The organism is Lysobacter sp. S4-A87 (assembly GCF_022637455.1).
In the GTDB taxonomy this organism is placed as follows: Bacteria; Pseudomonadota; Gammaproteobacteria; order Xanthomonadales; family Xanthomonadaceae; genus Lysobacter_J.
On record NZ_CP093341.1, the window covers coordinates 1,812,328 to 1,836,241 of the forward strand.

Genomic DNA, 23,914 nt, shown 5'->3' on the forward strand with positions numbered 1-23,914 from the left:
CAGATAACTGTTATGAGCGTGTTAAACGCTCATCAAACTTACGTTCCGGTGCGCTCCGCCGCTTTGCGGCTAGCGCTGAGAGACTTTGCCGAATCGGTCCTCGAGGACACTGCCGCACTCCGGTAGCGGCTTGCCGACTGTCCGAAGCGGGCACGGAATGCACGCGCGAAGCTGCAGCAGTTGTCGAAGCCGCTGGCCGCGGCCACTTCACCGATCATCATCGAGGTGCTGGTGAGCAGGTCGGCCGCATGTTCCAGGCGCATGCGCGCCGAGGCCGCCTGCGGGCTTTCCTCATAGAGACTGTGGAAGGTCTTGGAGAAGTACCAGCTGGAGAAGCTGGTCAGTTCGGCCAGCTCGCTGATGCGGACCACGCGGTCGCAGTTGCCTTCCAGGTACAGGCGGGCGCGCTGGAGGCGACCGAACACCTGGCGCTTGCGGCTGCGCGAGCGGCCCGGGCAACGCGGGATGCGCGCTGCAAGTTCGCGCTGGACGCCGGCCAGGTGCAGCAGGATCGGGCGCAGCGAGGCGGCATCGAACACGGCGGCGGGGTTGTCGGCCAGACGGGCCGCGGCCTCGCGCCACAGACGCAGGGCAATGCGGGCATCGCGACGCGGCATGTTGCCGCGACCGGCGTACAGACCGCGGTCGGCGAACCGGGTCATCTCGCGGAGCGCGTCTCCGGAGAGGGTGAGACCAACGCAGACGCCGAAGCGGTCGGCCTGGACGGTCGGCTTGGAGTCCTTCTCGAAGGCAATCCAGTCACCGCTGCGAAGGCGGAACTTGCCCTCTTTGGCTTCGACCCAGGAGCTGCCGTGCAGCTGCACCCAGATCGAGAAGCCGCCGGCGACCTGCACGCTGCCCAGCCTGGACACGCCGATGCAGCCGCCCTGAATTGCGCCGTCAGCCGTGTCGAGCTGCAGCAGCTGCCCACGGTCCGCCCATTGCACTTGCTCCATTTGGTCCACCTCATGTGCCGAGAATGGTCAATGGATTTGCCTGAGGCGGTCATCTACATCAGGAAAGTTGGCGGAGACTTATACGAATTCGCAACGAATGGTTAACCGAAGGAGTTCCGAAAGGAACTTTCCTTTCTGTATCAATCAGTTGATCCAGCCAGGGACAAAGGCTTTCGGTTCTTCCGGGAGTTCCATGTAACCGATATCGGCACCGTCCCATTCTATAAGTGCGACGTACGCCACATCTCCGCGCGGGCCGCCGAGGCTGAAACCGTTGACCGCGGAGCGTCGTGTCTGGTCCATGCAGCTGGCCGGGGCGTCGGCTCCGACCGGCAGGATCCGGCGCAGGCTGGCCGCGCAGCCCTGCAGTTGCTCGAGGTAGCGGACCTCGCCATCGGGGGCGACCGCCCACAGGCGATAGCGGTCGGAGGTCGGCTCCGAGGCGTCGATCCGGGTGACGCTGGCGGCCGTCAGGTCCAGGTCTGCCTGCCACAGGCCGCCCTCGGTCAGGCGGGTGAACAGGACCCGCTGGCGTTCGGCGTCGACCTTGTAGTTGGAGACGCCGGAGATCCGGGCCAGCGACCGCCAGGGTTTCCGGCTGCGGTCGTACAGGCGCAGCTGCGGGTGGCCGTCGTTGTTGGCCGACAGCACCAGCAGCCGCTTCGGGTCGGGGGTGTACTGGCCCTGGAGCGGGTCCGGCTCGGGCACGTCGAGGCGGACGACCCGGCCACTGGCCGGCGAGACCTCCTGGAGGACGCCGTGGCCGTCGCCATCGACACCGGTTACCAACAAGCGCTGACTATCGCCCGACCAGGCCGGTGCGTAGCGCGAGCCCGGGCGGACGCCACTCATCATGCGCAGCGTGTCGGGCTGGGTCAGATCGCCCCACCACAGGCCACCGGCCCCGGAGCGGTCGGAAATGAAGGCGAGCTGGCGGCCATCGGGGGCGATCGTCGGAAGCACGTCGCGCGAGGTCGAGGCGAACAGCGGCTCGACCACATGCACGCTGCCCTGCCCCGGTGGGCCCAGCGCCACCCGGTACAGGCCAAAGTACGGCCGGCGCTGGACGAAGGCCATGGCCCGGCGGCCCAGCGCCGTCACCGGCGACTGCGCATCGTCCAGACCCATCGAGCGGACCTCGCCGGTCCCGGTGTCGAGCCGGAACATGCGGTAGTCGCCGTCGATCATCACGCTGAACAACAGCGCCTGTCCGCTGGGCAGCCAGTCCCAACCCTTGGTGTCGGCGCGCAGGTGGCTGAGGCGCTCGGCCTTGCCGCCGCTGGCGGGAATCCGCCAGAAGTCGCCCAGCGGCGCGTTGCGCACGAACACGATCCACTTTCCGTCCGGCGAATAACGCGGCGACGAGTCGAGGTCGTCGGAATCGTGGTCGTAGACGATTTCACGCCAGTCGCCGCTGTCGAGGTCGAGCAGGCGCAAGCCGAGGCTGCCGCGGTCGCCGGGCATGCCGCCGAACAGCAGGCCGTTGCCGTCAGGCGTCCAGTCGAACGTCGGCGGGCTGCGGTAGTCGCAGTCGCCGACCTCGTGCTCGCCGCGGGCATTGGGGGTGACCACGCGAATGCTGCAGGCGGTTCCGGCGATGCGGATGAAGGCGACCCAGCGACCGTCCGGCGACCAGGCCGGCGCGCTGTCGTCGGCGCCTGCAGGCGGCCGGGTCAGCAGTCGTGGCTGGGTCTGCTCGGTGGTCTGCACCATGATCGAGGTGCCGCGCTGGCCTTCGGGAATGGCCACGTAGGCGACCATCCCGGCATCGGGCGACAGGGTCGGCGCCAGTTCGAACCCCGGCATCGAGGTGATCAGCCGGTACGGCCGCTCGCTGCGCAGGCCATGCGAGATCGAGGGCGCCAGCGGCGCGGCATTGTTGCGGGCCGCATCGCCACCGCGAACCAGCGCCCAGGCCAGCAGCGCCGAAACCAGCACCGCCACCGTGCACACGACCGCAGCGATCGAACGCCAGTTGCCGCGCGGCATGCTCGTCGCCGGGAATGGCACCGGCGACAGCGGTTCGCTCGGATCGGCCGGCGCTATCGCCGGATATTTGGAGGTCGTTCGCGACGGATCGGCCCAGCGCTCGTCCTGCGCCGGCTCCGATGCCGGGTCCTGCGGCGAGTACAGCCATTCCACCGGCGCCAGCAGGCGGTAGCCGTTCTTGGCGATGGTCTCGATGTAACGCGGATTGCCGCGCTCGTCGTCGAAGGCCTTGCGCAGCTGGGTGATGGCCTGCGTGACCACATCATTGGTCGGCAGCGTATCGGGCCAGACTTCGGCCATCAGCGCATCGCGGCTGACAACGCGCCCGGCCTGCTCGATGAGAACCAGCAGCACCGCCATCGACTTGGGCGTGATGCGCAGCGGCCGGCGTTTGCCCGGCGCACGGATCTCCCGCAGTGGCACATCCACCAGACAATCGCCCACGCGCATCCGGTCGGACGGCGGTGTCAGCGATATTGGCTCGGTGGGTCGGGGCATGGATCCGAAATGGTGAACAGCAAGCTGAACAGCCGTCATGTGCCGTTCGGTCCGAATCCATCGAATCGACCGATGCGGCAAACAGCCCGGGCGCGTAGGGGAAAGCGCTGCTCAGGTGACCATTCTACCGTCTGAAAGGCTTAACCCCGTTCATCCGGGGTGGCTCCAGGCCCTCTCTCGCCGACGTATTACAGAAATCTCTGTTCCAGAATTCGCGCTTCGGCGCGATTTTTTTGCCCGTGCCAATGCCCATACCCGTAGCTGCACGTAGACCGGGTAAGCGCAGCGCACCCGGGGCGCCCGCACCAGAGCCCGCCCCACTACTTCCGCAAAATCGTCAGCCCGATCAACCGCGACACCACCACGGCGATATAGGCCACGCCGGCAAACTGCTCCAGCATCACCAGCACCCTCGCCTGCGATGACAGCGGCAGGATGTCGCCCAGCCCGGTAGCCGACAGCGTGGTGAAGCTCAGGAACAGCAGCTCGAGCCAGGGCCGCGGCTGGCCGGGGTTGACCGCACCGGTGAAACTCCCCGGATACAGCGCCTGGCAGACGAAGTAGACGTAGGCGAAGCCCCAGGCCAGCAGGGTAAACGTCGCGCCGGCGGCGAACAGCTCGTCCGTGGTGACCTTGTGGTCGCCCAGCATGTAGGCGATCAGGCTGCACGCGGCGTAGAGATACAGCAGCGCTTCCAGCGCGGCCGAGATGGTGACCAGCGAATGGTCGTCGATGACGACGGCAACCACCGACAGCAGCAATGCAGGCGCCGCCAGCACGCACGCGATCCAGGTCTTGGCCGGGCTGTTGTTGACCACCAGCACGGCCAGCACCATCACCACCACGCCGAACGCGCCGAACAGCACGCGACCGGAACGCATCTCGTCGAACAGCGGGTACAGCACCAGGCTCAGCAGCTGCGCGGCGAGCAGGAACGCCGATGGATTGCGTCGCGCCTTCACGCGCCAGCGCAGCCAACCTATGCGGGTCTCGCCCATCTCGCCCAGCCCTTCCGTGTGAATGCGGCAGAGCGTAGCCCAATCCGCGCCGCCATCGCGTCATGGCGGCACGGTTGCGACGGCGATCAGGCCTTGTGGTAGACCTGCGCGCCCTGGGCGAGGAACTCGGCCGACTTCTCGGCCATGCCTTCATCCAGTGCGGCCTGTTCGTCCACGCCGTGCTCCTTGGCGTAGTCGCGCACGTCCTGGGTGATCTTCATCGAACAGAAGTGCGGCCCGCACATCGAACAGAAGTGGGCGACCTTGTGCGCGTCCTTGGGCAGCGTCTCATCGTGGTACTCGCGGGCACGCTCCGGATCGAGGCCGAGGTTGAACTGGTCCTCCCAGCGGAACTCGAAGCGCGCCTTGCTCATCGCGTTGTCACGCGCCTGTGCACCCGGATGACCCTTGGCCAGGTCGGCGGCATGGGCGGCGATCTTGTAGGCCATCAAGCCTTCGCGCACGTCGTACTTGTTGGGCAGGCCCAGGTGCTCCTTCGGCGTGACGTAGCACAGCATCGCCGTGCCGAACCAGCCGATCATCGCCGCACCGATCGCGCTGGTGATGTGGTCGTAGCCCGGTGCGATGTCGGTGGTCAGCGGGCCGAGTGTGTAGAACGGCGCTTCGCCGCACTCGCGCAACTGCTTTTCCATGTTTTCCTTGATCAGCTGCATCGGCACGTGGCCGGGGCCTTCGATCATGGTCTGGACGTCGTGCTTCCACGCAATTCTGGTCAGCTCTCCGAGCGTCTCGAGCTCGCCGAACTGGGCGGCGTCGTTGGCATCGGCAATCGAACCCGGACGCAGGCCATCGCCGAGCGAGAAGGCGACGTCATACGCCTTCATGATTTCGCAGATGTCCTCGAAGTGCGTGTAGAGGAAATTTTCCTTGTGGTGCGCCAGGCACCACTTGGCCAGGATCGAACCGCCGCGCGAAACGATGCCGGTGACGCGCTTGGCGGTCAGCGGCACATAGCGCAGCAGCACGCCGGCATGGATGGTGAAGTAGTCCACGCCCTGCTCTGCCTGCTCGATCAGGGTGTCGCGGAAGATGTCCCAGGTCAGCTCTTCGGCACGGCCGTCGACCTTTTCCAGCGCCTGGTAGATCGGCACGGTGCCGATCGGCACCGGCGAGTTGCGGATGATCCACTCGCGCGTCTCATGGATGTGCTTGCCGGTCGACAGGTCCATGACCGTGTCGGCGCCCCAGCGCATCGACCACACCAGCTTCTCGACTTCTTCGGCAATGCCGGACGACACCGCCGAATTGCCGATGTTGGCATTGACCTTGGTCAGGAAGTTGCGGCCGATGATCATCGGCTCGCTTTCCGGGTGGTTGATGTTGTTGGGGATGATGGCGCGGCCGCGGGCGACTTCGTCGCGCACGAATTCCGGGGTGATGATCTTCTGGATGTTCGCCCCGAACGTTTCGCCGGCGTGCTGGCGCAGCAGGTGCGCCTCGCGGATCGACTCCAGGCGCTGGTTCTCGCGGATCGCGATGAACTCCATCTCCGGGGTGACGATGCCGCGGCGCGCATAGTGCATCTGGGTGACGTTGGCACCGGCGATCGCGCGGCGCGGCAGCGGGCGGTTGCCGAAGCGCACGGCATCGAGCTTGGGATCGTGCTCGCGCTTGCGACCGAACTCCGACGACAGGCCAGTGAGCGCTTCGGTGTCGCCGCGCTCGGCGATCCACTGCGCGCGCAGCGGCGCCAGGCCCTGGGCGAGGTCGATCACGGCGTTGCTGTCGGTGTAGGCACCGGACGTGTCGTACACCGCCAGCGGCGCGTTGTCTTCGCCGCCGAACATGGTCGGCGTGCGCGCCAGCGCGATTTCGCGCATCGGCACGCGGATGTCGGGGCGCGAGCCCTCGACGTGGATCTTGTGCGAGCCCGGAATCGGACGGGTGACGTCGGCAGAGAGCTGCTCGGCCTGGCGGATCAGTTCGGAGGGGACTGCATTCATGGCGTTCGTCCGGAGGGGGCGGGACGAAGCGGCGGCGCGCACCGCGGCCGTGGCGGTGTCGCGAAGCTTCCCTACGGCGGTCTCAACCGCATCAGGTTCGAAGGGTCTGTCTCAACCGGCGCCACCTGGCGCAGGTACCCCCGCTTCAGTGTGCATTTGACCACGCGCAGGCCACTCGGGCCAGCATTGGCCGGCCGGACGCCGGCGCAGGTTTCGTTTGCAACTGTTGACAGCCACGGAAACGGCGTGGTTCTCTCGTCTCCATGACGCATCGCAACATGCCGCCGCAGACGCTGCAAACCCCGGTCCTGGACCGGGCCGTAGCCGTCATGGCCATTGCGATTACCACTGGTACCGGTACCACTCCTTTCGGGGTGCGGACGGGCGTGTCCAGCTGAACCAGACCACGCCTCCGCACCCGACCCGGGTGCGCAGGTGTGCACCCGGACCGGAAGCGGGGCCCACAAGGAGCCCGAGCCATGCCTTCCGCCGATGCCGCACCACCCGATCGCAAGAAACGCGACCTCAACGAACGCGACCCTGACGAACGCAACCGCGGCAAGTGCGCCGTGCAGTGCCACGTCCACAAGTTCGGCGGCAGCAGCCTCGCCGACGCCGGGCTGTACCGCGTTGCGGCCGGCCTGCTCGATGACCAGGCCAGCACCCGTGTCGTGGTCGTGTCGGCCATGCAGGGCGTCACCGATGCCCTGATCGCCCTGGTCGCCGCTGCCCGCGCCGGCCAGGACTGGGCACCGGCCTGGGATGCGTTGCGACAGCGGCACCGTGCCGCCGCCGATGCGCTCGATGGCGACGGCACGCAGACGCTGCAGTCGGCACTGGACGAGGAATTCGGGTCGGTTCGCGGCGAGCTCGCCGCGATTGCCGGCGATGGCCGCGACGCCGAAGCACTCGCGGTGTCGCTGCCCGGATGGGGAGAAGTCTGGTCATCGCGATTGATGCACGCTGCACTCGCCAAGTTGGCGCCGGGTTGGCTGCGGCTGGATGCGCGCGACGTGCTGGTGGTGCATCCGGGTGAAATGGGCATGGCGGTGGACTGGCCCGCCAGCCGCGCGCGACTGGCCGACTGGCGCGCGCAGCACGGACGGGGCCACGTTGTCGTCACCGGTTTCGTCGCACGCGACGCGCAGGGGCGCGCCACCACGCTCGGCCGCAATGGCAGCGACTACTCCGCGGCGATCTTCGCCAACCTCTTCGATGCCGATGCATTGACGATCTGGACCGACGTCGACGGCGTGCTTTCAGCCGACCCGCGACTGGTGCCCGAAGCCGTCTGCCTGCCGTCGATGTCGTACGCGGAAGCCTGCGAGCTGGCCTACTTCGGCGCCAAGGTGCTGCACCCGCAGACGCTGGCGCCGGTGCAGGAGCGCGGCATTCCGCTGTGGATCCGCAACACCCGCCGGCCGCAGCTGCCGGGCACGCTGATCAGCCCGAAGAGCGATCCCGACGGCGCACCGGTGAAAGGCCTGAGCCTGGTGCGCGACATGGCCATCATCGAACTGGTCGGCAACGGCATGGTCGGCGTGCCCGGTGCCGCCGAGCGCCTGTTCGGCGCGCTGCGCGGCGCCGGCGTGTCGGTGACGATGATCTCGCAGGGGTCCTCCGAGCACTCGATCTGCTGCGTGGTGCGCGCCGACCAGGCGCAGCGCGCACGCGATGCGGTCGCCGCCGCATTCGCCGATGCCATCGCCGACAGCCAGGCGCAGGGCGTGACCCTGACCGATGGAATCGCCGTGCTGGCCGCGGTCGGCGACGGCATGGTCGGCACGCCCGGCGTTGCCGCGCGCCTGCTGGGCGGACTGGCGCAGGCGCGGGTGAATGCACGCGCCATCGCGCAGGGCGCGGGCGAGCGGAACATCTCCGTCGCCATCGGCGAGAAGGACGCCACGCGGGCGCTACGCGCCGCGCACGCGGCGTTCTGGCTGTCGCCGCAGAGCCTGTCGGTCGGCGTGATTGGTCCGGGCCAGGTCGGGCGGGCGTTGTTGGCGCAGTTGTCGGCGGCCCTGCCGCAGCTGCGCAAGCGCTCCGGCCTGGACCTGCGCCTGCGCGCACTCGCCAACAGCCGCACGATGCACCTGGACGAGCGCGGCATCGAGCCGGCGGACGCGGTCGCCCGCCTGGAGGTCGGCGCCGCCGAGCCCGTCGACCTGGAGCGGTTCGCCAGCCATGTCCGCGGCGAACACCTGCCGCATGCGCTGATCGTCGACTGCAGCGCCAGTCCGGCCGTTGCCGCGCTGTACCCGCGCTGGCTCGCCGCCGGCATCCACGTCGTGACACCCAACAAGCACGCCGGCAGCGGCGACTGGGCCCACTACAGCGCGATCCAGGACGCCAGCCGCAGCGGTGGCGGGCGCTTCCGCTACGAGGCCACGGTCGGCGCCGGCCTGCCGGTGATGCTGACGCTGCGCAACCTGCTCGACACCGGTGACGAGCTGTCCGGCATCGACGGCATGCTCTCGGGCACACTGGCGTGGCTGTTCAACCGTTTCGACGGCAGCGTGCCGTTCTCGCAGCTGGTCCGCGAGGCGCAGTCGCTGGGCTATACCGAACCCGATCCGCGCGACGACCTGTCCGGCCTCGATGTCGCGCGCAAACTGGTGATCCTGGCGCGCGAAGCCGGTCGCGTGCTGTCGCTGGAGGATGTGGAAGTGGAGAACCTGGTGCCACAGGCACTGCGCGCGGTCAGCCGGGACGAGTTCCTGGCCCGCCTCGATGAAATGGATGTCCCGATGCTGGCGCGCTATCGCGAGGCCGACGCGCAGCAGCGCGCCCTGCGCCATCTCGCCCGCCTCGACCGCGACGGTCGCGCCAGCGTCGGCGTGGTCGCCCTGCCGCGCGATCACGCCTGCTGCCATACCCGCCTCACCGACAACCTGGTGCAGTTCAGCACCCGCCGCTATGCCGACAACCCGCTGGTCGTGCAGGGCCCGGGCGCGGGTCCCGATGTCACCGCCGCCGGCGTGTTCGGCGATGTGCTGGCGATCGCGCAGTCACTGGGTTCGCCGTGCGGGATGCCGCTGCTGCATGCCGGCGTGCCGGTCGAGGCGAACACATGAGCGTCGACATCGAGGCGCCGTCGGATGCCGCCGCGCACGGCAATCGCCTGCAGTGTCGTGCGTTCGCGCCCGGCAGCGTCGGCAACATCGGCGTCGGCTTCGACCTGCTCGGCCATTCCATCGCCGGCGTGCGCGATGTCGCCGTGGTGCGCCGCATCGCGCAACCGGACGTCCGGATCGTGGCGATCCACGGCGATGTCGCCGGCGCCGATGCGCTGCCGCTGGAGGCGGCGCGCAATACCGCCGGCCAGGCGCTGATTTCCCTGCGTGCCGCACTCGGCCTCGACTTCGGTTTCGAGCTGGAACTGGAGAAGGGCATTCCGCTTGGATCCGGTCTTGGCGGATCGGCCGCATCGTGCGTTGCCGCGCTGGTCGCCGCGAACGCACTGCTCGATGTCCCGCTGCCGCGCGAGGCGCTGTACGCGTTCGCCCTCGACGGTGAGTCGGTGTCGAGTGGCAGCCGCCATGGCGACAACGTCGCGCCGATGCTGCTCGGTGGCGTGGTCATGGCCACGGCCACGCGCATGATTCCGCTGGCGGTTCCGCCGTGGCTGCACGCGGTGGTGGTGCATCCCGACCAGGTGCTGGAGACGCGTCGCGCGCGCGCCGTGCTGGCCGATCCGTACCCATTGTCACTGGTGGTCGAGCAGAGCTCGCACCTGGCGCTGTTCCTGACCGGGTTGCAGCGTGGCGATACGTCGCTGCTGCGCGAAGGCCTGCACGACCTGCTGGTCGAGCCGCGCCGCGCGCCGCTGATTCCGGGCTTCGTCGAGGCCAAGGCCGCAGCGCTGGAACACGGGGCATTGGGCGCGAGCATCTCCGGCGCCGGGCCGAGCACGTTCGCGTGGTTCGCATCGGAGGCCGAGGCCGAAGCGGCGGCGCCGGCGATGCAGGCGGCGTTCGCGCAGGCGGGGTATGGCTCGCGCGCGTATGTCACGCCGGTAGCGGGGCCGCGGGCGGATGTGATTGCGTCGCCCTGAACGCAATCGGCCCGAACCGATACCCGTCATTCCCGCCTTCGCGGGAATGACGAACCAGAACCAGATTACTGATCACTTCCGATGAACTTCACCAGCACCCGCGGCAACACGCCCCCCACTTCGATCGACCAGGCCCTCGTCGCCGGACTCGCTCCCGACGGTGGCCTCTACGTGCCCGAGCGCATCCCGACGCTGGACCTGCACCCGGTGGCAACGCTCGCCGACACGGCGCACGCGGTCCTGGCCCCCTGGTTCGACGACTCGTCGCTGCGCGATTCGCTCGCGACGATCTGCGAACACGCCTATTCCTTCCCTGCCCCGCTGCGCGCGATGTCCGGCGAGGGCGACCATCTGCTCGAGCTGTTCCACGGGCCGACCGCCGCCTTCAAGGACTATGCCGCGCGCTTCCTCGCCGAGTCGCTGGCGCGATTGCGCCCGCAAGACGCGCCGACGACGACCATTCTCGTGGCGACTTCGGGCGACACGGGCGCAGCGGTGGCGGCCGCCTTCCATCGCCGGCCGGGCTTTGAAGTGGTGATCCTCTACCCCGAAGGCCGCGTCTCGCCGCGCCAGGCGCATGGCCTGGAGTGCTGGGGCGACAACGTGCGCACCTATCGCGTCGCCGGCAGTTTCGATGACTGCCAGCGGCTGGCCAAGCAGGCGCTGTCGGACGAAGCGCTGCGGCAGTCGATGTCGCTCAGCTCCGCCAACAGCATCAGCCTGGGGCGCCTGCTGCCGCAGGTGGGCTACTACGCGCACGCGGCGTTGAGGTTCTTCCCGGAGCACGGCCAGCCGCTGAACTTCATCGTTCCCACCGGCAACCTCGGCAATGCCTGCGCGGCCTTCCTCGCAAGGCGCATGGGCCTGCCGGTCGGCGAGCTGGTCCTGGCCAGCAATGCCAACGACGTGCTGCCGCGTTACTTCGCCGGGGGCGACTATGCGCCGCAGGCCACGCGCGCGACGCTGGCCAACGCCATGGATGTCGGCGCGCCCAGCAACTTCGAGCGACTGCGCTACTGGCACGACGACGACGCACAGCTGCGCCACGCCCTCAAGGCATTCGCGGTCGACGACGCCACCATCACCACCACGATCCGCGAAGCGCCCCGGCGCCATGGCATCGTGCCCTGCCCGCACACCGCCACCGGCCTGCATGTGCTCGAGCAGCTGCGTGCACAAGGCGATCGCCGCCCCTGGGCGGTCGTGGCCACGGCCCACCCGGCCAAGTTCGAAAGCATCGTCGAACCGCTCGTCGGCCATGCCGTCGAGCCGCCGCCGGCGTTGGCGCAGACGCTGTCGTGGCCGGCCTTCGCAGAGCCCATGGCAGCCGACTACGCGGCGTTGCGCGAGCGCCTGGCGGGGAGATGAGGAGCCCGTCGCAGGCCCGCGCCGTTTCATACGAAACTGTTGACATGCCCGTGCCGGGCATGTTTCCCTCGTTTCCATGACGCAGCGCAACAACCACCCGCAGACCGCACAGGCCCGGCCGCAAGGCACGGCCGAGGCGCTGCGACTTGCGTTGACCCTGACCGCATCGGCGGCACTCATTCTTGTACTCGTACTTATTACCGGGCATGCCAGCGCGGGGTACGGGTTCGTGTAAGCAACACCACACCACCCAGGTCTGAAACACAAAGACCCCGCGCCCGAAACGGCGCGGGGTTTTTGTTTTTGCGGGCCTGGTTTCCACCAAGGAAGCCAGTACGTGAGAAGCAACGCCATCAAGCAAGGCCCCGCACATGCACCGGCACGCGCGATGCTGCGCGCCACCGGCCTGGACGACGCCGCGATCGCCAGACCGCTGGTCGCCGTCGTCCACACCTGGTCGGACGTGTCGCCGTGCAATTTCACCCTGCGCGACCTCGCCCAGGACGTGCGCCGGGGCGTGATCGACAACGGCGGCACACCGATCGAGTTCAACACGATCGCCGTCACCGACGGCATCGCGATGGGCTCCGACGGCATGCGTTGCTCACTGGCCTCGCGCGAGACCATCGCCGACTCGATCGAGCTGGCGGTCAACGGCCACTGCCTCGACGCGATGGTGCTGCTGGTCGGCTGCGACAAGACCATCCCGGCCGCTGCGATGGCGGCGGCGCGCCTGGATATCCCGACGGTGATCCTCTACGGCGGCACGATCATGCCCGGCCACTGCCCGTCCAGGCAGGGCGAAACCGCCCGTGCCCTCACCGTGCAGGACGTCTTCGAGGCGGTCGGCGCACACTCCGCCGGGCGCATCGACGACGCCGAGCTGCACCGCATCGAATCCCATGCCTGCCCTGGCGCCGGCGCCTGCGGCGGCCAGTTCACCGCCAACACGATGGCGATGGTGCTGACCTTCCTCGGCCTGTCGCCGCTGCAGTTGAACGACATCCCGGCGATCCACGCCGACAAGCCCGCCGCCGCCCGGTCCTGCGGCGCGCGGGTGATGGACCTGTTGCGCAACGGCGGGCCGGGACCGCGCGACATCCTCTCCCCAGCCGCGTTGCGCAACGCGGCCCGCGCGGTCTCGGCCACTGCCGGTTCCACCAACGCTGCCCTGCACCTGCTGGCGATCGCCCACGAAGCCGGCGTCGCCTTCGACCTGGAAGAGTTCGAGGCCGCCGCGCGGACGACGCCGGTCATCGCCGACCTCAAGCCCGGCGGCCGCTACACCGCCGCGGAGATGTTCGAACAGGGCGGCACCGCGCTGGTCGCGCGCGAGCTGCGTGCAGCCGGCCTGATCGAAGACATCGCCACCGTCACCGGCCGCTCGTTCTTCAGCGAACTCGATGAGGTTCCCACACCGGCGCACCAGGACGTCGTCCGCCCGGTGCACGATCCGATCAAGCCGCGCGGCGGCTACTCGATCCTCTACGGCGACCTCGCCCCCGAAGGCTGCATCGTCAAGCTCGCCGGCCACGGCCGCGAGCACTTCGAAGGCACCGCGCGCGTGTTCGATTCCGAGGAAGCGGCGTTCGCGGCGGTGCAGTCGCGCCAGGTCAATGCCGGCGACGTCGTGGTGATCCGCTTCGAAGGCCCCGCCGGTGGCCCCGGGATGCGCGAAATGCTCGCGGTCACCGCGGCGCTGGTCGGCCAGGGCCTGGGCAACGACGTCGCCCTGATCACCGATGGCCGCTTCAGCGGCGCCACCCACGGCTTCATGGTCGGCCACATCTCGCCCGAGGCCGCGCACGGCGGCCCGATCGCAAAGCTGCGCGAAGGCGACCGCGTGCGGATCGATGTCGGCACGCGCCGCATCGATGTCGATGCCGACCTGTCGACGCGCACCGCTGCCCGCATCGCCCCGCGCGTCACCACCGGCGTGCTGGCCAAGTACGCGCGCGCGGTCAGTTCCGCCTCGCGCGGCGCCGTCACCGCGCCGGGTCCGCTCGATGACCGCCGCATCGCCAGCGCGCTGGTCGACACGGACACCAGCAAGACCACCGGGCCACGCGAGCCCGCGATCGCCTGACGTTTTCCATCTGACGTTTTCCATCTGACGTCTCCCACCTGACGTTCTCCACCTGAAGTCGTACGCCCCTGTTCCTACTCCCGCTTCGAACACCACAAGGACTTTGCAATGACCACCAGCTCCAAACCCCGCGTCGCCATCGTCGGTTACGGCAGCCAGGGCCGCGCCCATGCACTGAACCTGCGCGACTCCGGCTTCGACGTCACCATCGGCCTGCGACCGGGCGGCCCGACCGAAATAAAGGCCAAGGCCGACGGCTTCACCGTCACCACGCCGGCCGAGGCCGTCAGGAACGCACAGCTGGTCGCCGTGCTCACTCCCGACATGGTCCAGCCGCAGCTCTACGGCGAAGTGATCGAGCCGAACATCGCGCCGGGCGCCTGCCTGCTGTTCGCGCATGGCTTCAACGTCCACTACGGCCAGATCACGCCGCGCGAAGACCTCGATGTCGTGCTGGTCGCGCCGAAGGGTCCGGGCGCGCTGGTGCGTCGCGAGTACGAGATCGGCCGCGGCGTGCCGTCGGTCTACGCCGTCCACCAGGACCGCAGCGGCAATGCCGAACAGCTCGCGCTGACCTATTGCGCCGGTATCGGTGGTGCCCGCCAGAACGCCATCCAGACCACCTTCAAGGAAGAAACCGAGACCGACCTGTTCGGCGAGCAGGCCGTGCTCTGCGGCGGCGCGACCAAGCTGGTCCAGGCCGGCTGGGAAACGCTGGTCGAGGCCGGCTACCAACCCGAGGTGGCCTACTACGAGTGCCTGCACGAACTGAAGCTGATCGTCGACCTGTTCTACGAGGGCGGCATCACCCGCATGCACGAGTTCATCAGCGAAACCGCGCAGTACGGCGCGCTGACCCGCGGCAACTACGTCGTCGACGACAACACCCGCGCGCAGATGAAGAAGGTGCTGACCGAGATCCAGGACGGCACGTTCGCGCGCCAGTGGATCGCCGAGTACGCCGCCGGCAATGCCAACTACAAGGCGCTCAAGCAGGCCGACCTCGACCACCCGATCGAAGCGGTCGGCAAGAAGCTGCGCGCCAACATGAAGTGGCTGGGCGCGTCCGCGCAGCAACCGGCAGCGGCCACCGCGGCGCGTCCGGCGCAGACCGAGGCCGCGTGATGAACGGTGCCCGCTGGCTGGTGCAGGCTCTGGTGGCCGAAGGCGTCGACACGCTCTTCGGCTATCCGGGCGGCGCGATCATGCCCTTCTACGATGCCCTGCACGGTTCGGACCTGCGCCATGTGCTGGTCCGCCACGAACAGGGCGCGGCATTCGCGGCCAATGGCTACGCACGAGCAAGCGGGCGCGTCGGCGTATGCGTCGCCACCTCCGGCCCGGGCGCCTCGAACCTGGTGACGGGCATCGCCGATGCGATGCTCGACTCGGTGCCGATGGTGGTCATCACCGGCCAGGTGCCGACGGCGCTGATGGGGACCGATGCCTTCCAGGAGCTGGACGTGTTCGGCATGACCATGCCGATCGTCAAGCACAGCTTCCTGCCGCGGCGGATCGAGGACCTGCCGCGCATGGTCGCCGAAGCCTTCCGCATCGCCCGCTCCGGCCGTCCCGGCCCGGTCCTGATCGACCTGCCCAAGGATGTGCAGTTCGGCGATGCCTCACAGTTGCCGGCGCATGTGCCGGCACAGATCGATGACGTGCCCGCCCCGATCGATGCCTCGCTGCATGCGGCGCTGGCATTGATCTCGCAGGCGCAGCGACCGCTGGTCTATGGCGGTGGCGGCATCGCGCTCGGCGATTGCGTGGCGGCGTTCCGCACCTTCGTCGATGCCACCCAGATCCCGACCGTGCTGACGCTGAAGGGCCTGGGTGCGCTGCCGTCGGCGCACGCCCTCAACCTGGGCATGCTCGGCATGCACGGCAGCCGCGCCGCCAACCTGGCCGTGCAGGAAGCCGACCTGCTGATCGTCGTCGGCGCGCGCTTCGACGACCGCGCCACCGGCAAGCTGGCCGAGTTCGCGCCGAACGCACGCGTCGTCCACATGGACCTGGACGCCTGCGAAATCGGCAAGCTGCGTCACGCCGATGTCGGCGTTCGCGGCGACATCCGCACCACCCTGACCGCATTGACGCTGCCGTGCGCGGCGCACCTGCACGGCCGCAACGGCATCGCCCGCCGTGCCTGGCGCGCGACCTGCCAGCAGCGCGCACGCGAATTCGCCGCGCGTTACGACGCCCCCGGCGAAACCGTGTACGCACCGTCGCTGCTCAAGCGCCTGTCTGAGCTGGCGCCCAATGCCGTCGTCGCCTGCGATGTCGGCCAGCACCAGATGTGGGTTGCCCAGCACTGGCGCATGAAGGACCCGCGCCAGCACCTGACCAGCGGTGCACTGGGCGCGATGGGCTTCGGCCTGCCGGCGGCGATCGGCGCGCAGATGCAGGATCCCTCGGTGCAGGTCGTGTGCGTGAGCGGCGACGGCTCGTTCCTGATGAACGTGCAGGAGCTGGCGACGCTGCGGCGCTACGGCCTGCCGGTGAAGATCGTGCTGCTCGACAACCAGGCCCTGGGCATGGTCCGGCAGTGGCAGGAACTGTTCTTCGAGCGCCGCTATTCCGAGATCGACCTGTCCGACAACCCCGACTTCGTCGCCGTTGCCGCCGCCTTCGGCGTGCAGGCGCTGCACGTCGATCGCGCCGACGGCGTCGAGGCCGCGCTGCAACAGCTACTGGCCGCTCCCGGCCCGGCGCTGCTCCACGTGGCCATCGACCAGGCCGCCAACGTGTGGCCGCTGGTCCCACCCAACCACAACAACGCGCAGATGCTCGACCCGGAACACGACCCGGACGCAGACGCGCGCGCCGCCATTGCCACCCCCACCGCCGAGGATCCCCGCCATGCGATACCAGCTTGATCTCACCCTGCGCCAGGCCGAAGGCGCGCTGGCGCGTGTACTGGGCGCCGCCGAACGCCGTGGCTTCCGCCCGCTCGCCGTCGACGGCGAAGCGCAGCCCGACGGCGACCGCTGGTACCTGCGCCTGACCGTCGAAGGCGACCGCGCCGACACCAGCCTGCAGACCCAGCTGGCCAAGCTTTACGACTGCCTCTCGGTGGAGGTGTCGCCATGTCAATGACCGCTACCGGAGCACAACCCACGGCGCGCCAGCGCGACACGGCGATGCCGCTGTCGATGCTCGACGATGCGCGCCGCCGCCAGACGCCGACTGATACGACGCCGATGCTCTGGTTCGACGGCGAGCTGGCCAGTGCCGACTCGCTGCAGGCACCGCTGACCACGCACGCGATGCACTACGGCACCGGCGTGTTCGAGGGCATCCGCAGCTACGCCACCCGCCATGGCGCCGCGGTGTTCCGCCTGCCCGAGCATCTGCAGCGCATGCGCAAGGGTGCCGAGATGATCGGACTGGACTTCGACGTCGAGCGCGCCTTCGAGGCGACGCTGGAGACGCTGCGCGCCAACGACCATCGCGATGCTTACATCCGCCCGCTGGCGTGGTTCGGCACCGGCACGATTGGATTGGACGTCTCGCAGCTGACGCAGCACTTCATGGTCGCGACGATGGCCCAGCGCGTGCACCTGGCCGGCGACCGCACCCGCCTGACCGTGTCGCCGTGGCGTCGCAATCCGGCCAGCGCGTTGCCGCCGCTGAAGCTGTGCGGCGGCTATGTCAACTCGATCCTGGCCAAGCGCGAGGCCAAGTCGCGTGGCTTCGACGAGGCGCTGTTCGTCGATGAGGACGGCAACGTCGTCGAATGCACCGGCGCCAATGTGTTCATGGTGCGCAACGGCCAGGTCACCGCGGTCGAGCACCGCGATGCGCTGCCCGGCATCACCCGCGACACGCTGATCAGGCTGAGCGGCGCGGAGTCGCGCATGGTCACCCATCACGAGCTGCTCGATGCCGACGAGGTCTTCGTCTGCGGCACGGCCGCCGAGACGGCCCCGATCAGCGTGCTCGACCGCCGCGAGTTCGGCGACAACCCGGTCACGCGCGAGCTGTCGGCGCTGTACGCGCGCGTCGTCCGCGGCGAAGAGCCGGCGCATGCCGGCTGGCTGACGACGGTCTGATGCCATGGATGGTGACGTAAGTTCCCACGTACAGCTCGTCGACGTCGGTGACGTACTGGCGGCGCAGGCTCGCCTGCGCCGCTACCTGCCGCCGACCCCGCTCCACTACGCCGAGCGCTTCGGCTGCTGGCTGAAGCTGGAAAACCTGCAGCGCACCGGTTCCTACAAGGTGCGCGGGGCCCTCAATGCGCTGCTGGCTGCGCGCGAACGCGGCGACCACCGTACGGTCATCGCCGCCTCTGCCGGCAACCACGCCCAGGGATTGGCGTGGGCGGCTTACCGTCTCGGCGTCAACGCGATCACGGTGATGCCGCGGTGCGCGCCACAGACCAAGATTGCCGGCGTCGCCCATTGGGGCGCGACCGTTCGCCTGCATGGCGACAGCTACGACGAGGCCAAGGCCTTCGCCGCGGAACTGGCCGAGCAGAACGACTACCGCGTGCTGTCCGCCTTCGACGATCCCGATGTGATCGCCGGCCAGGGCACGGTCGGACTGGAGCTGGCGGCGCTGGCACCGGACGTGGTGCTGGTGCCGATCGGCGGCGGCGGTCTCGCTTCCGGTGTCGCGCTGGCAATGAAGTCTCAGGGTGTGCGCGTGATCGGCGCCCAGGTCGAAGGCGTCGATTCGATGCTGCGTGCGCTGCGCGGCGACTGCGAGGCTCGCGAGCCGGCGGCGACGCTGGCCGACGGCGTGCGCGTCAAGGTGCCCGGCTTCCTGACCCGCCAGCTGCTGTCGCAGCTGCTCGACGACGTGGTCGTGGTCCGCGAAGCCGAACTGCGCGAGACCCTCGTGCGCCTGGCGCTGGAAGAACACGTGATCGCCGAGGGCGCTGGCGCGCTGGCGCTGGCCGCCGGTCGCCGCGTCGCCGGCAAGCGCAAGTGCGCGGTGGTCTCCGGCGGCAACCTCGATGCCGGCGTGCTCGCACAGTTGCTTTCCGAAGTACGTCCGCGCGCGCCGCGACGTCCGCGCCGCCGCCATCGCGAGCTGCCGGCGCAGGCATCACTGGAGCCGGCCATCACCACGCTTCGACCTGCCAGCAAGTCTTCCATCCCAACCATTCGCGCCGCTGCCGTGCGCACCCGCTACGAGGAGCTCACCGCATGAACGACCCCGCTTCCCGAGACTCTGCCTCCCGAGACACCGCCTCCCGGGACACCGCCTCCCGGGTACGTATCTTCGACACCAGCCTGCGCGACGGCGAGCAGTCGCCCGGCTGCAGCATGACGCCGGCGCAGAAGCTGCGCTTCGCCCATGCGCTGTCGGAACTCGGTGTCGACGTGATCGAGGCCGGATTCCCGGCCAGCTCGGAAACCGACATGGGCGCCGTGCGCGCCATCGCCCGCGAGGTGCGCGGCGCCACCGTCGCGACGCTGGCCCGCTGCCACCAGGGCGACATTGAAGCCTGCGCCCGGGCGCTCGACGGTGCGGTCGCGCCCCGCATCCACGTCTTCATCTCGACCAGCCCGCTGCACCGCGAGCACAAGCTGGGCCTGAGCCGCGAGCAGGTGCTCGAACGCGCGGTGATGGGCGTGGAGCTGGCACGCCGGTACGCCGACGATGTCGAGTTTTCCGCAGAGGATGCGCTGCGCACCGAGCCGGAGTTCCTGGTGCAGATCTGCAGTGCCGCCATCGCGGCCGGTGCGCGCACCCTCAACATCCCCGACACCGTCGGCTACACCACGCCGAGCGAGATCCGCTCGCTGTTCGAATACCTGCGGGCGAACGTGACCGGTGCCGACCAGGCGGTGTTCTCCGCGCACTGTCACAACGACCTCGGCCTGGCGGTGGCCAATTCGCTGGCCGCGATCGAAGGCGGCGCACGCCAGGTCGAATGCACCATCAACGGCATCGGCGAGCGCGCCGGCAACTGCGCGCTCGAGGAGCTGGTGATGGCCCTGCGCGTGCGCGGCGAGTACTACGGCGCGCACACCCGCATCGACAGCCGGCGCCTGGTGCCGACCTCGCGCCTGCTCTCGCGCATCACCGGCATGGCCGTACAGCGCAACAAGGCGGTGGTCGGACAGAACGCCTTTGCGCACGAGTCGGGCATCCACCAGCACGGCATGCTCAAGCACCGCGGCACTTACGAGATCATGCGCCCGGAGGATGTCGGCTGGGCGCAGTCGCAGATGGTGATGGGCCGCCACAGCGGCCGCGCGGCGCTGAGCGATCGCCTGCAGACGCTGGGCTTCGCCCTGGACGAGGCGCAGCTGAACTCCGTGTTTGCCGGCTTCAAGTCGCTGGCCGAGAAGAAGCGCGAAGTATTCGATGCCGACCTGGAAGCGCTGGTGCTCGGCGCGGACAAGCGTGCCGTGCGCGGCCATCGCCTCGCCCGCCTGCACGTAAGCACCGGCGTCGCGCAGGACAGCCTGCCCACCGCGAGCGTGCAGCTGGTCGATGCCGACGGTGCCACCGTCAGCGAAGCCGCGGTCGGCGATGGCCCGGTGCATGCGTTGTTCGCCGCCCTGGCCCGCGCCACCGGACTGGCACTGGAGATCGACAGCTACCAGGTCTCCAGCGTCACCACCGGCGACGACGCACAGGGCCAGGCCAGCCTGATCGCACGCGTCGATGGCGTCGAACTGACCGGTTCCGGCACCAGCACCGACATCCTCGAAGCCAGTGCCCTGGCTTGGCTGGACATCGCCAACCGGGTCCTGCGCACACGCGCGGTGGGGACCGCCGAGTCCGGACGCAGGACGGCGGCAGTCGCCTAGCAGGAGCGCCCTCATCCCAACCCTTCTCCCGCACGCGGGAGAAGGGCTTCCAAAGCACAACCACAAGCCAGCCAATGACCAGCCAAGCACCGCAAACCCTGTTCGACAAACTTTGGGATGCCCACGTCGTCACGCCCGAAAGCGCGACGGCGCCGGCAACGCTCTACATCGACCTGCACCTGATCCATGAGGTCACTTCGCCGCAGGCCTTCGCCGAACTCGACGCGCGCGGCCTGCCGGTGCGTCGCCCGGAACGGACCAAGGGCACCCTGGACCACTCCACGCCGACCCTGCCTGCCGGCGCCGACGGCCAGCTCCCCTACGTCAATGACGAGGCGCGCGCCCAGGTCGACCGGCTGCGTGAGAACTGCGCGCGCTTCGGCGTCGAACTGTTCGACTACGACAGTCCGCAGCGCGGCATCGTCCACGTGATGGGCCCGGAGCTGGGCCTGACGCAGCCCGGCCAGACCATCGTCTGCGGCGACAGCCACACCGCCACCCATGGCGCATTCGGCGCACTGGCGTTCGGCATCGGCACCAGCGAGGTCGGCCACGTGCTGGCAACGCAGTGCCTGCTGCAGCGCAAGCCCAGGACGCTGTCGATCACCATCGATGGCGCGCTGGCACCGGGCGTCAGCGCCAAGGACCTGATCCTGCACGTGATCGGCGTGATCGGCGTCAATGGTGGCACCGGCCATGTCATCGAGTACCGCGGTTCCACCGTCCGCGCGTTGTCGATGGAGCAGCGCATGACGGTTTGCAACATGTCGATCGAAGCCGGCGCACGCGCCGGCCTGGTCGCTCCGGACGAGGTCACGTTCGACTACCTGCGTGGACGGCCGCGCGCACCGCAGGGCAGCGACTTCGACACCGCAGTCGCGCAGTGGCAACAACTGAACAGCGATGAGGGCGCGCGCTTCGACCGCGAAGTCCGCATCGATGCCGCCGACATCCAGCCGACCGTGACCTGGGGCACCCATCCGGGACAGGTGGCCGCAATCGCCGCCCACGTGCCTGCCGACAGTGGCGGCGACGAAGCCAAGGCGCGCGACTACATGGGCTGGCGGCCCGGTGCTGCGCTGGCGGGCCGTCCGGTCGATGTCGTCTTCGTCGGCAGCTGCACCAATTCGCGCCTGTCCGACCTGCGCGAGACCGCCAGCGTACTGCGCGGTCGCCGCGTGCATCCGCGCGTGCGCATGCTGGTGGTACCGGGCTCGGAGCAGGTCAAACGCGAGGCCGAGGCCGAAGGCATCGACCAGATCGTGCGCGCGGCCGGTGCCGAATGGCGCGAGCCGGGCTGTTCGATGTGCATCGCCATGAACGGTGACCTGGTCGGCCCGGGCCAGCTCGCGGTATCCACCAGTAACCGCAACTTCGAGGGACGCCAGGGCAAGGGCGCACGCACGGTGCTGGCTTCGCCACTGACCGCGGCGGCATGCGCGGTCGCCGGCGAGATCACCGATCCGCGGCCGTACCTGACGACTGCGCCGGCCAAGTCCACCGACATCATGGAGGTAGCCTGATGCGCCCCTTCACCGAACTCACCTCGCGCACCGTCGTCCTGCGCGAGCGCAACATCGACACCGACCAGATCATCCCGGCGCGCTTCCTGACCACGACCGAGAGGAAGGGGCTGGGCCAGTTCGCCTTCAACGACTGGCGCCGCCTGCCCGACGGTTCGCTCAACCCGGACTTCGCCTTCAACCGTGCCGGGAATGCCGGCGCCGCCATCCTCGTCGCCGGACGCAACTTCGGTTGCGGTTCCTCGCGCGAGCATGCGCCCTGGGCACTGGCCGACCTGGGCCTGCGCGCGGTCATCAGCGCCGAGATCGCCGACATCTTCCGCAGCAACGCGCTGAAGAACGGCCTGCTGCCGATCGTGCTCGACGAAGCCGTCGTTGATGAACTGCTCGATCGGCCGGGCATCGAACTGCACATCGACGTCGCGCAGCGTTGCGTGGTGCTGCCAGGCGGCAGTCGCGTCGAGTTCCCGCTCGATGCGTTCGCCCAGACCTGCCTGCTCGAGGGCGTCGACCAGCTCGGCTACCTGCTCCGCCAGGACGCGGCCATCACCCGCTTCGAAACACAACGCCATCTCTCGCCATCGCAACAGGAGTTCGTCCATGCAAGCTGACATCGTCGTTCTTCCCGGCGACGGCATTGGCCCCGAAGTCACGGCCGCGGCAGTGGAGGTGTTGCGCGCGGTCGCGCAACGCTATGGCCACAGTTTCCGTTTCGAGCAGCATCTGATCGGCGGCGCCGCGATCGACGCCACCGGCTCACCGCTGCCGTCGGAAACGCTCGTGGCCGCGCAGCGCGCCGACGCGGTGCTGCTGGGCGCCGTCGGCGGGCCCAAGTGGTCCGACCCGAAAGCCGCGGTCCGCCCCGAACAGGGCCTGCTGGCCATCCGCAAGGCCATGGGCCTGTATGCCAACCTGCGTCCGGTGAAACCGCACCCGGCCGCGCTCGGCGCTTCGCCGATCAAACCGCACCTGCTCACCGGAGTCGACCTGGTGGTCGTGCGCGAACTCACCGGCGGCATCTACTTCGGTGCAAAGCAACGCAGCGAAGGATCGGCGAGCGACCTGTGCGAGTACACCGTGGCCGAGATCGAGCGTGTAGTCCGACGTGCCTGCTCTCTGGCACGCGAGCGCCGCGGCCACGTCACATCGGTCGACAAGGCCAACGTGCTGGAAACCTCCCGCCTGTGGCGCGAAGTAGCGACACGGGTGGTGCGTGACGAGTTCCCCGACATCACCCTGGAGCACCAGCTGGTCGATTCGATGGCGATGCACCTGCTGGCCAAGCCGCGCGAGTACGACGTGATCGTCACCGAGAACATGTTCGGCGACATCCTCACCGACGAGGCCTCGATGCTGGCCGGTTCGCTTGGGCTGTTGCCCTCTGCGTCGCTGGGCGAGGGTCGCATCGGCCTGTACGAACCCATCCACGGCTCGGCCCCGGACATCGCCGGTCGCGGCATCGCCAATCCGTACGCGACGATCCTCAGCGCGGCGTTGCTGCTGCGCCACTCGCTGGGCCTGGAAAGCGAGGCCCGCTGCATCGAGAAGGCGGTCGGCGCCGCGCTCGACGCCGGCGTCTTCACCGCCGACCTGGCCGCGGCCGGGCGTGGCATTGGTACCCAGGCGGCGACGGCAGCGGTACTGGCGCAGCTGCAGATCGAATGTGAGCCAGTGGTGATGCGCGACTGAAGGTTCCGTTGGCGGGAAC

At 68.9% G+C, this 23,914-nt stretch carries 16 protein-coding genes, 1 pseudogene and 1 riboswitch; of the genes and pseudogenes, 13 read left to right on the forward strand and 4 right to left on the reverse strand.

The genetic code is table 11. From position 1 onward, the window contains the following. Positions 1-38 precede the first annotated feature (38 nt). The 4 genes from MNR01_RS08230 to thiC all read right to left on the reverse strand — a co-directional run bounded on the left by MNR01_RS08230 (position 39) and on the right by thiC (position 6,405). Positions 39-956, reverse strand: coding sequence for a helix-turn-helix domain-containing protein (locus MNR01_RS08230; protein WP_241920418.1), 918 nt, complete (start codon positions 954-956; stop codon positions 39-41). A 144-nt stretch (positions 957-1,100) separates the two neighbouring features. After that, positions 1,101-3,443: a winged helix-turn-helix domain-containing protein gene (locus MNR01_RS08235; RefSeq protein WP_241920419.1), complete on the reverse strand. Its 2,343-nt coding sequence runs from the start codon at positions 3,441-3,443 to the stop codon at positions 1,101-1,103. Between the two features lie 320 nt (positions 3,444-3,763). After that, on the reverse strand, positions 3,764-4,441 hold the full coding sequence (locus MNR01_RS08240; RefSeq protein WP_241920420.1) for a potassium channel family protein: 678 nt from the start codon (positions 4,439-4,441) through the stop codon (positions 3,764-3,766). Positions 4,442-4,527: 86 nt separating this feature from the next. Continuing rightward, positions 4,528-6,405 carry a phosphomethylpyrimidine synthase ThiC gene (gene thiC / locus MNR01_RS08245; RefSeq protein WP_241920421.1) on the reverse strand — a complete coding sequence of 626 codons (1,878 nt, stop codon included), beginning with the start codon at positions 6,403-6,405 and terminating at the stop codon, positions 4,528-4,530. Positions 6,406-6,455: 50 nt separating this feature from the next. Next, a riboswitch (TPP riboswitch) is annotated at positions 6,456-6,557 on the reverse strand. A 327-nt stretch (positions 6,558-6,884) separates the two neighbouring features. Between thiC and thrA the strand changes: the two genes are divergently transcribed. The 13 genes and pseudogenes from thrA to leuB all read left to right on the forward strand — a co-directional run bounded on the left by thrA (position 6,885) and on the right by leuB (position 23,895). Further along, positions 6,885-9,479 (forward strand): bifunctional aspartate kinase/homoserine dehydrogenase I, encoded by a 2,595-nt coding sequence (gene thrA / locus MNR01_RS08250; RefSeq protein WP_241920422.1) that lies wholly within the window; start codon positions 6,885-6,887, stop codon positions 9,477-9,479. Then, positions 9,476-10,459 (forward strand): homoserine kinase, encoded by a 984-nt coding sequence (locus MNR01_RS08255; protein ID WP_241920423.1) that lies wholly within the window; start codon positions 9,476-9,478, stop codon positions 10,457-10,459. Before thrA ends, MNR01_RS08255 begins: the two co-directional genes overlap by 4 nt. 81 nt (positions 10,460-10,540) lie before the next feature. After that, positions 10,541-11,827 (forward strand): threonine synthase, encoded by a 1,287-nt coding sequence (thrC, locus tag MNR01_RS08260; RefSeq protein ID WP_241920424.1) that lies wholly within the window; start codon positions 10,541-10,543, stop codon positions 11,825-11,827. Positions 11,828-12,164: 337 nt separating this feature from the next. Next, a complete protein-coding gene (locus MNR01_RS08265) occupies positions 12,165-13,913 on the forward strand; it encodes a dihydroxy-acid dehydratase (RefSeq protein WP_241920425.1) in 1,749 nt (582 codons plus the stop codon). Between the two features lie 105 nt (positions 13,914-14,018). Next, a pseudogene (gene ilvC, locus MNR01_RS08270) lies at positions 14,019-15,038 on the forward strand (ketol-acid reductoisomerase); the annotation flags it as partial. Beyond that, positions 15,038-16,789 (forward strand): acetolactate synthase 2 catalytic subunit, encoded by a 1,752-nt coding sequence (gene ilvG, locus MNR01_RS08275; protein WP_241920427.1) that lies wholly within the window; start codon positions 15,038-15,040, stop codon positions 16,787-16,789. The pseudogene ilvC and the gene ilvG, both read left to right, overlap by 1 nt. After that, a complete protein-coding gene (locus MNR01_RS08280; RefSeq protein ID WP_200608666.1) occupies positions 16,773-17,009 on the forward strand; it encodes an ACT domain-containing protein in 237 nt (78 codons plus the stop codon). Before ilvG ends, MNR01_RS08280 begins: the two co-directional genes overlap by 17 nt. Next, positions 17,000-17,965 (forward strand): aminotransferase class IV, encoded by a 966-nt coding sequence (locus tag MNR01_RS08285; protein WP_241920428.1) that lies wholly within the window; start codon positions 17,000-17,002, stop codon positions 17,963-17,965. Before MNR01_RS08280 ends, MNR01_RS08285 begins: the two co-directional genes overlap by 10 nt. 4 nt (positions 17,966-17,969) lie before the next feature. After that, positions 17,970-19,070, forward strand: a complete 1,101-nt coding sequence (locus MNR01_RS08290) for a threonine dehydratase (RefSeq protein ID WP_241920429.1) — start codon at positions 17,970-17,972, stop codon at positions 19,068-19,070. Continuing rightward, positions 19,067-20,683 (forward strand): 2-isopropylmalate synthase, encoded by a 1,617-nt coding sequence (locus MNR01_RS08295; RefSeq protein WP_241920430.1) that lies wholly within the window; start codon positions 19,067-19,069, stop codon positions 20,681-20,683. Before MNR01_RS08290 ends, MNR01_RS08295 begins: the two co-directional genes overlap by 4 nt. Positions 20,684-20,757: 74 nt before the next feature. Next, positions 20,758-22,206: a 3-isopropylmalate dehydratase large subunit gene (gene leuC, locus MNR01_RS08300; RefSeq protein ID WP_241920431.1), complete on the forward strand. Its 1,449-nt coding sequence runs from the start codon at positions 20,758-20,760 to the stop codon at positions 22,204-22,206. Beyond that, positions 22,206-22,817, forward strand: a complete 612-nt coding sequence (leuD, locus tag MNR01_RS08305) for a 3-isopropylmalate dehydratase small subunit (protein ID WP_241920432.1) — start codon at positions 22,206-22,208, stop codon at positions 22,815-22,817. Before leuC ends, leuD begins: the two co-directional genes overlap by 1 nt. Next, positions 22,807-23,895, forward strand: coding sequence for a 3-isopropylmalate dehydrogenase (gene leuB, locus MNR01_RS08310; RefSeq protein ID WP_241920433.1), 1,089 nt, complete (start codon positions 22,807-22,809; stop codon positions 23,893-23,895). The genes leuD and leuB overlap by 11 nt, the downstream gene beginning before the upstream one ends. Positions 23,896-23,914: the final 19 nt, after the last annotated feature.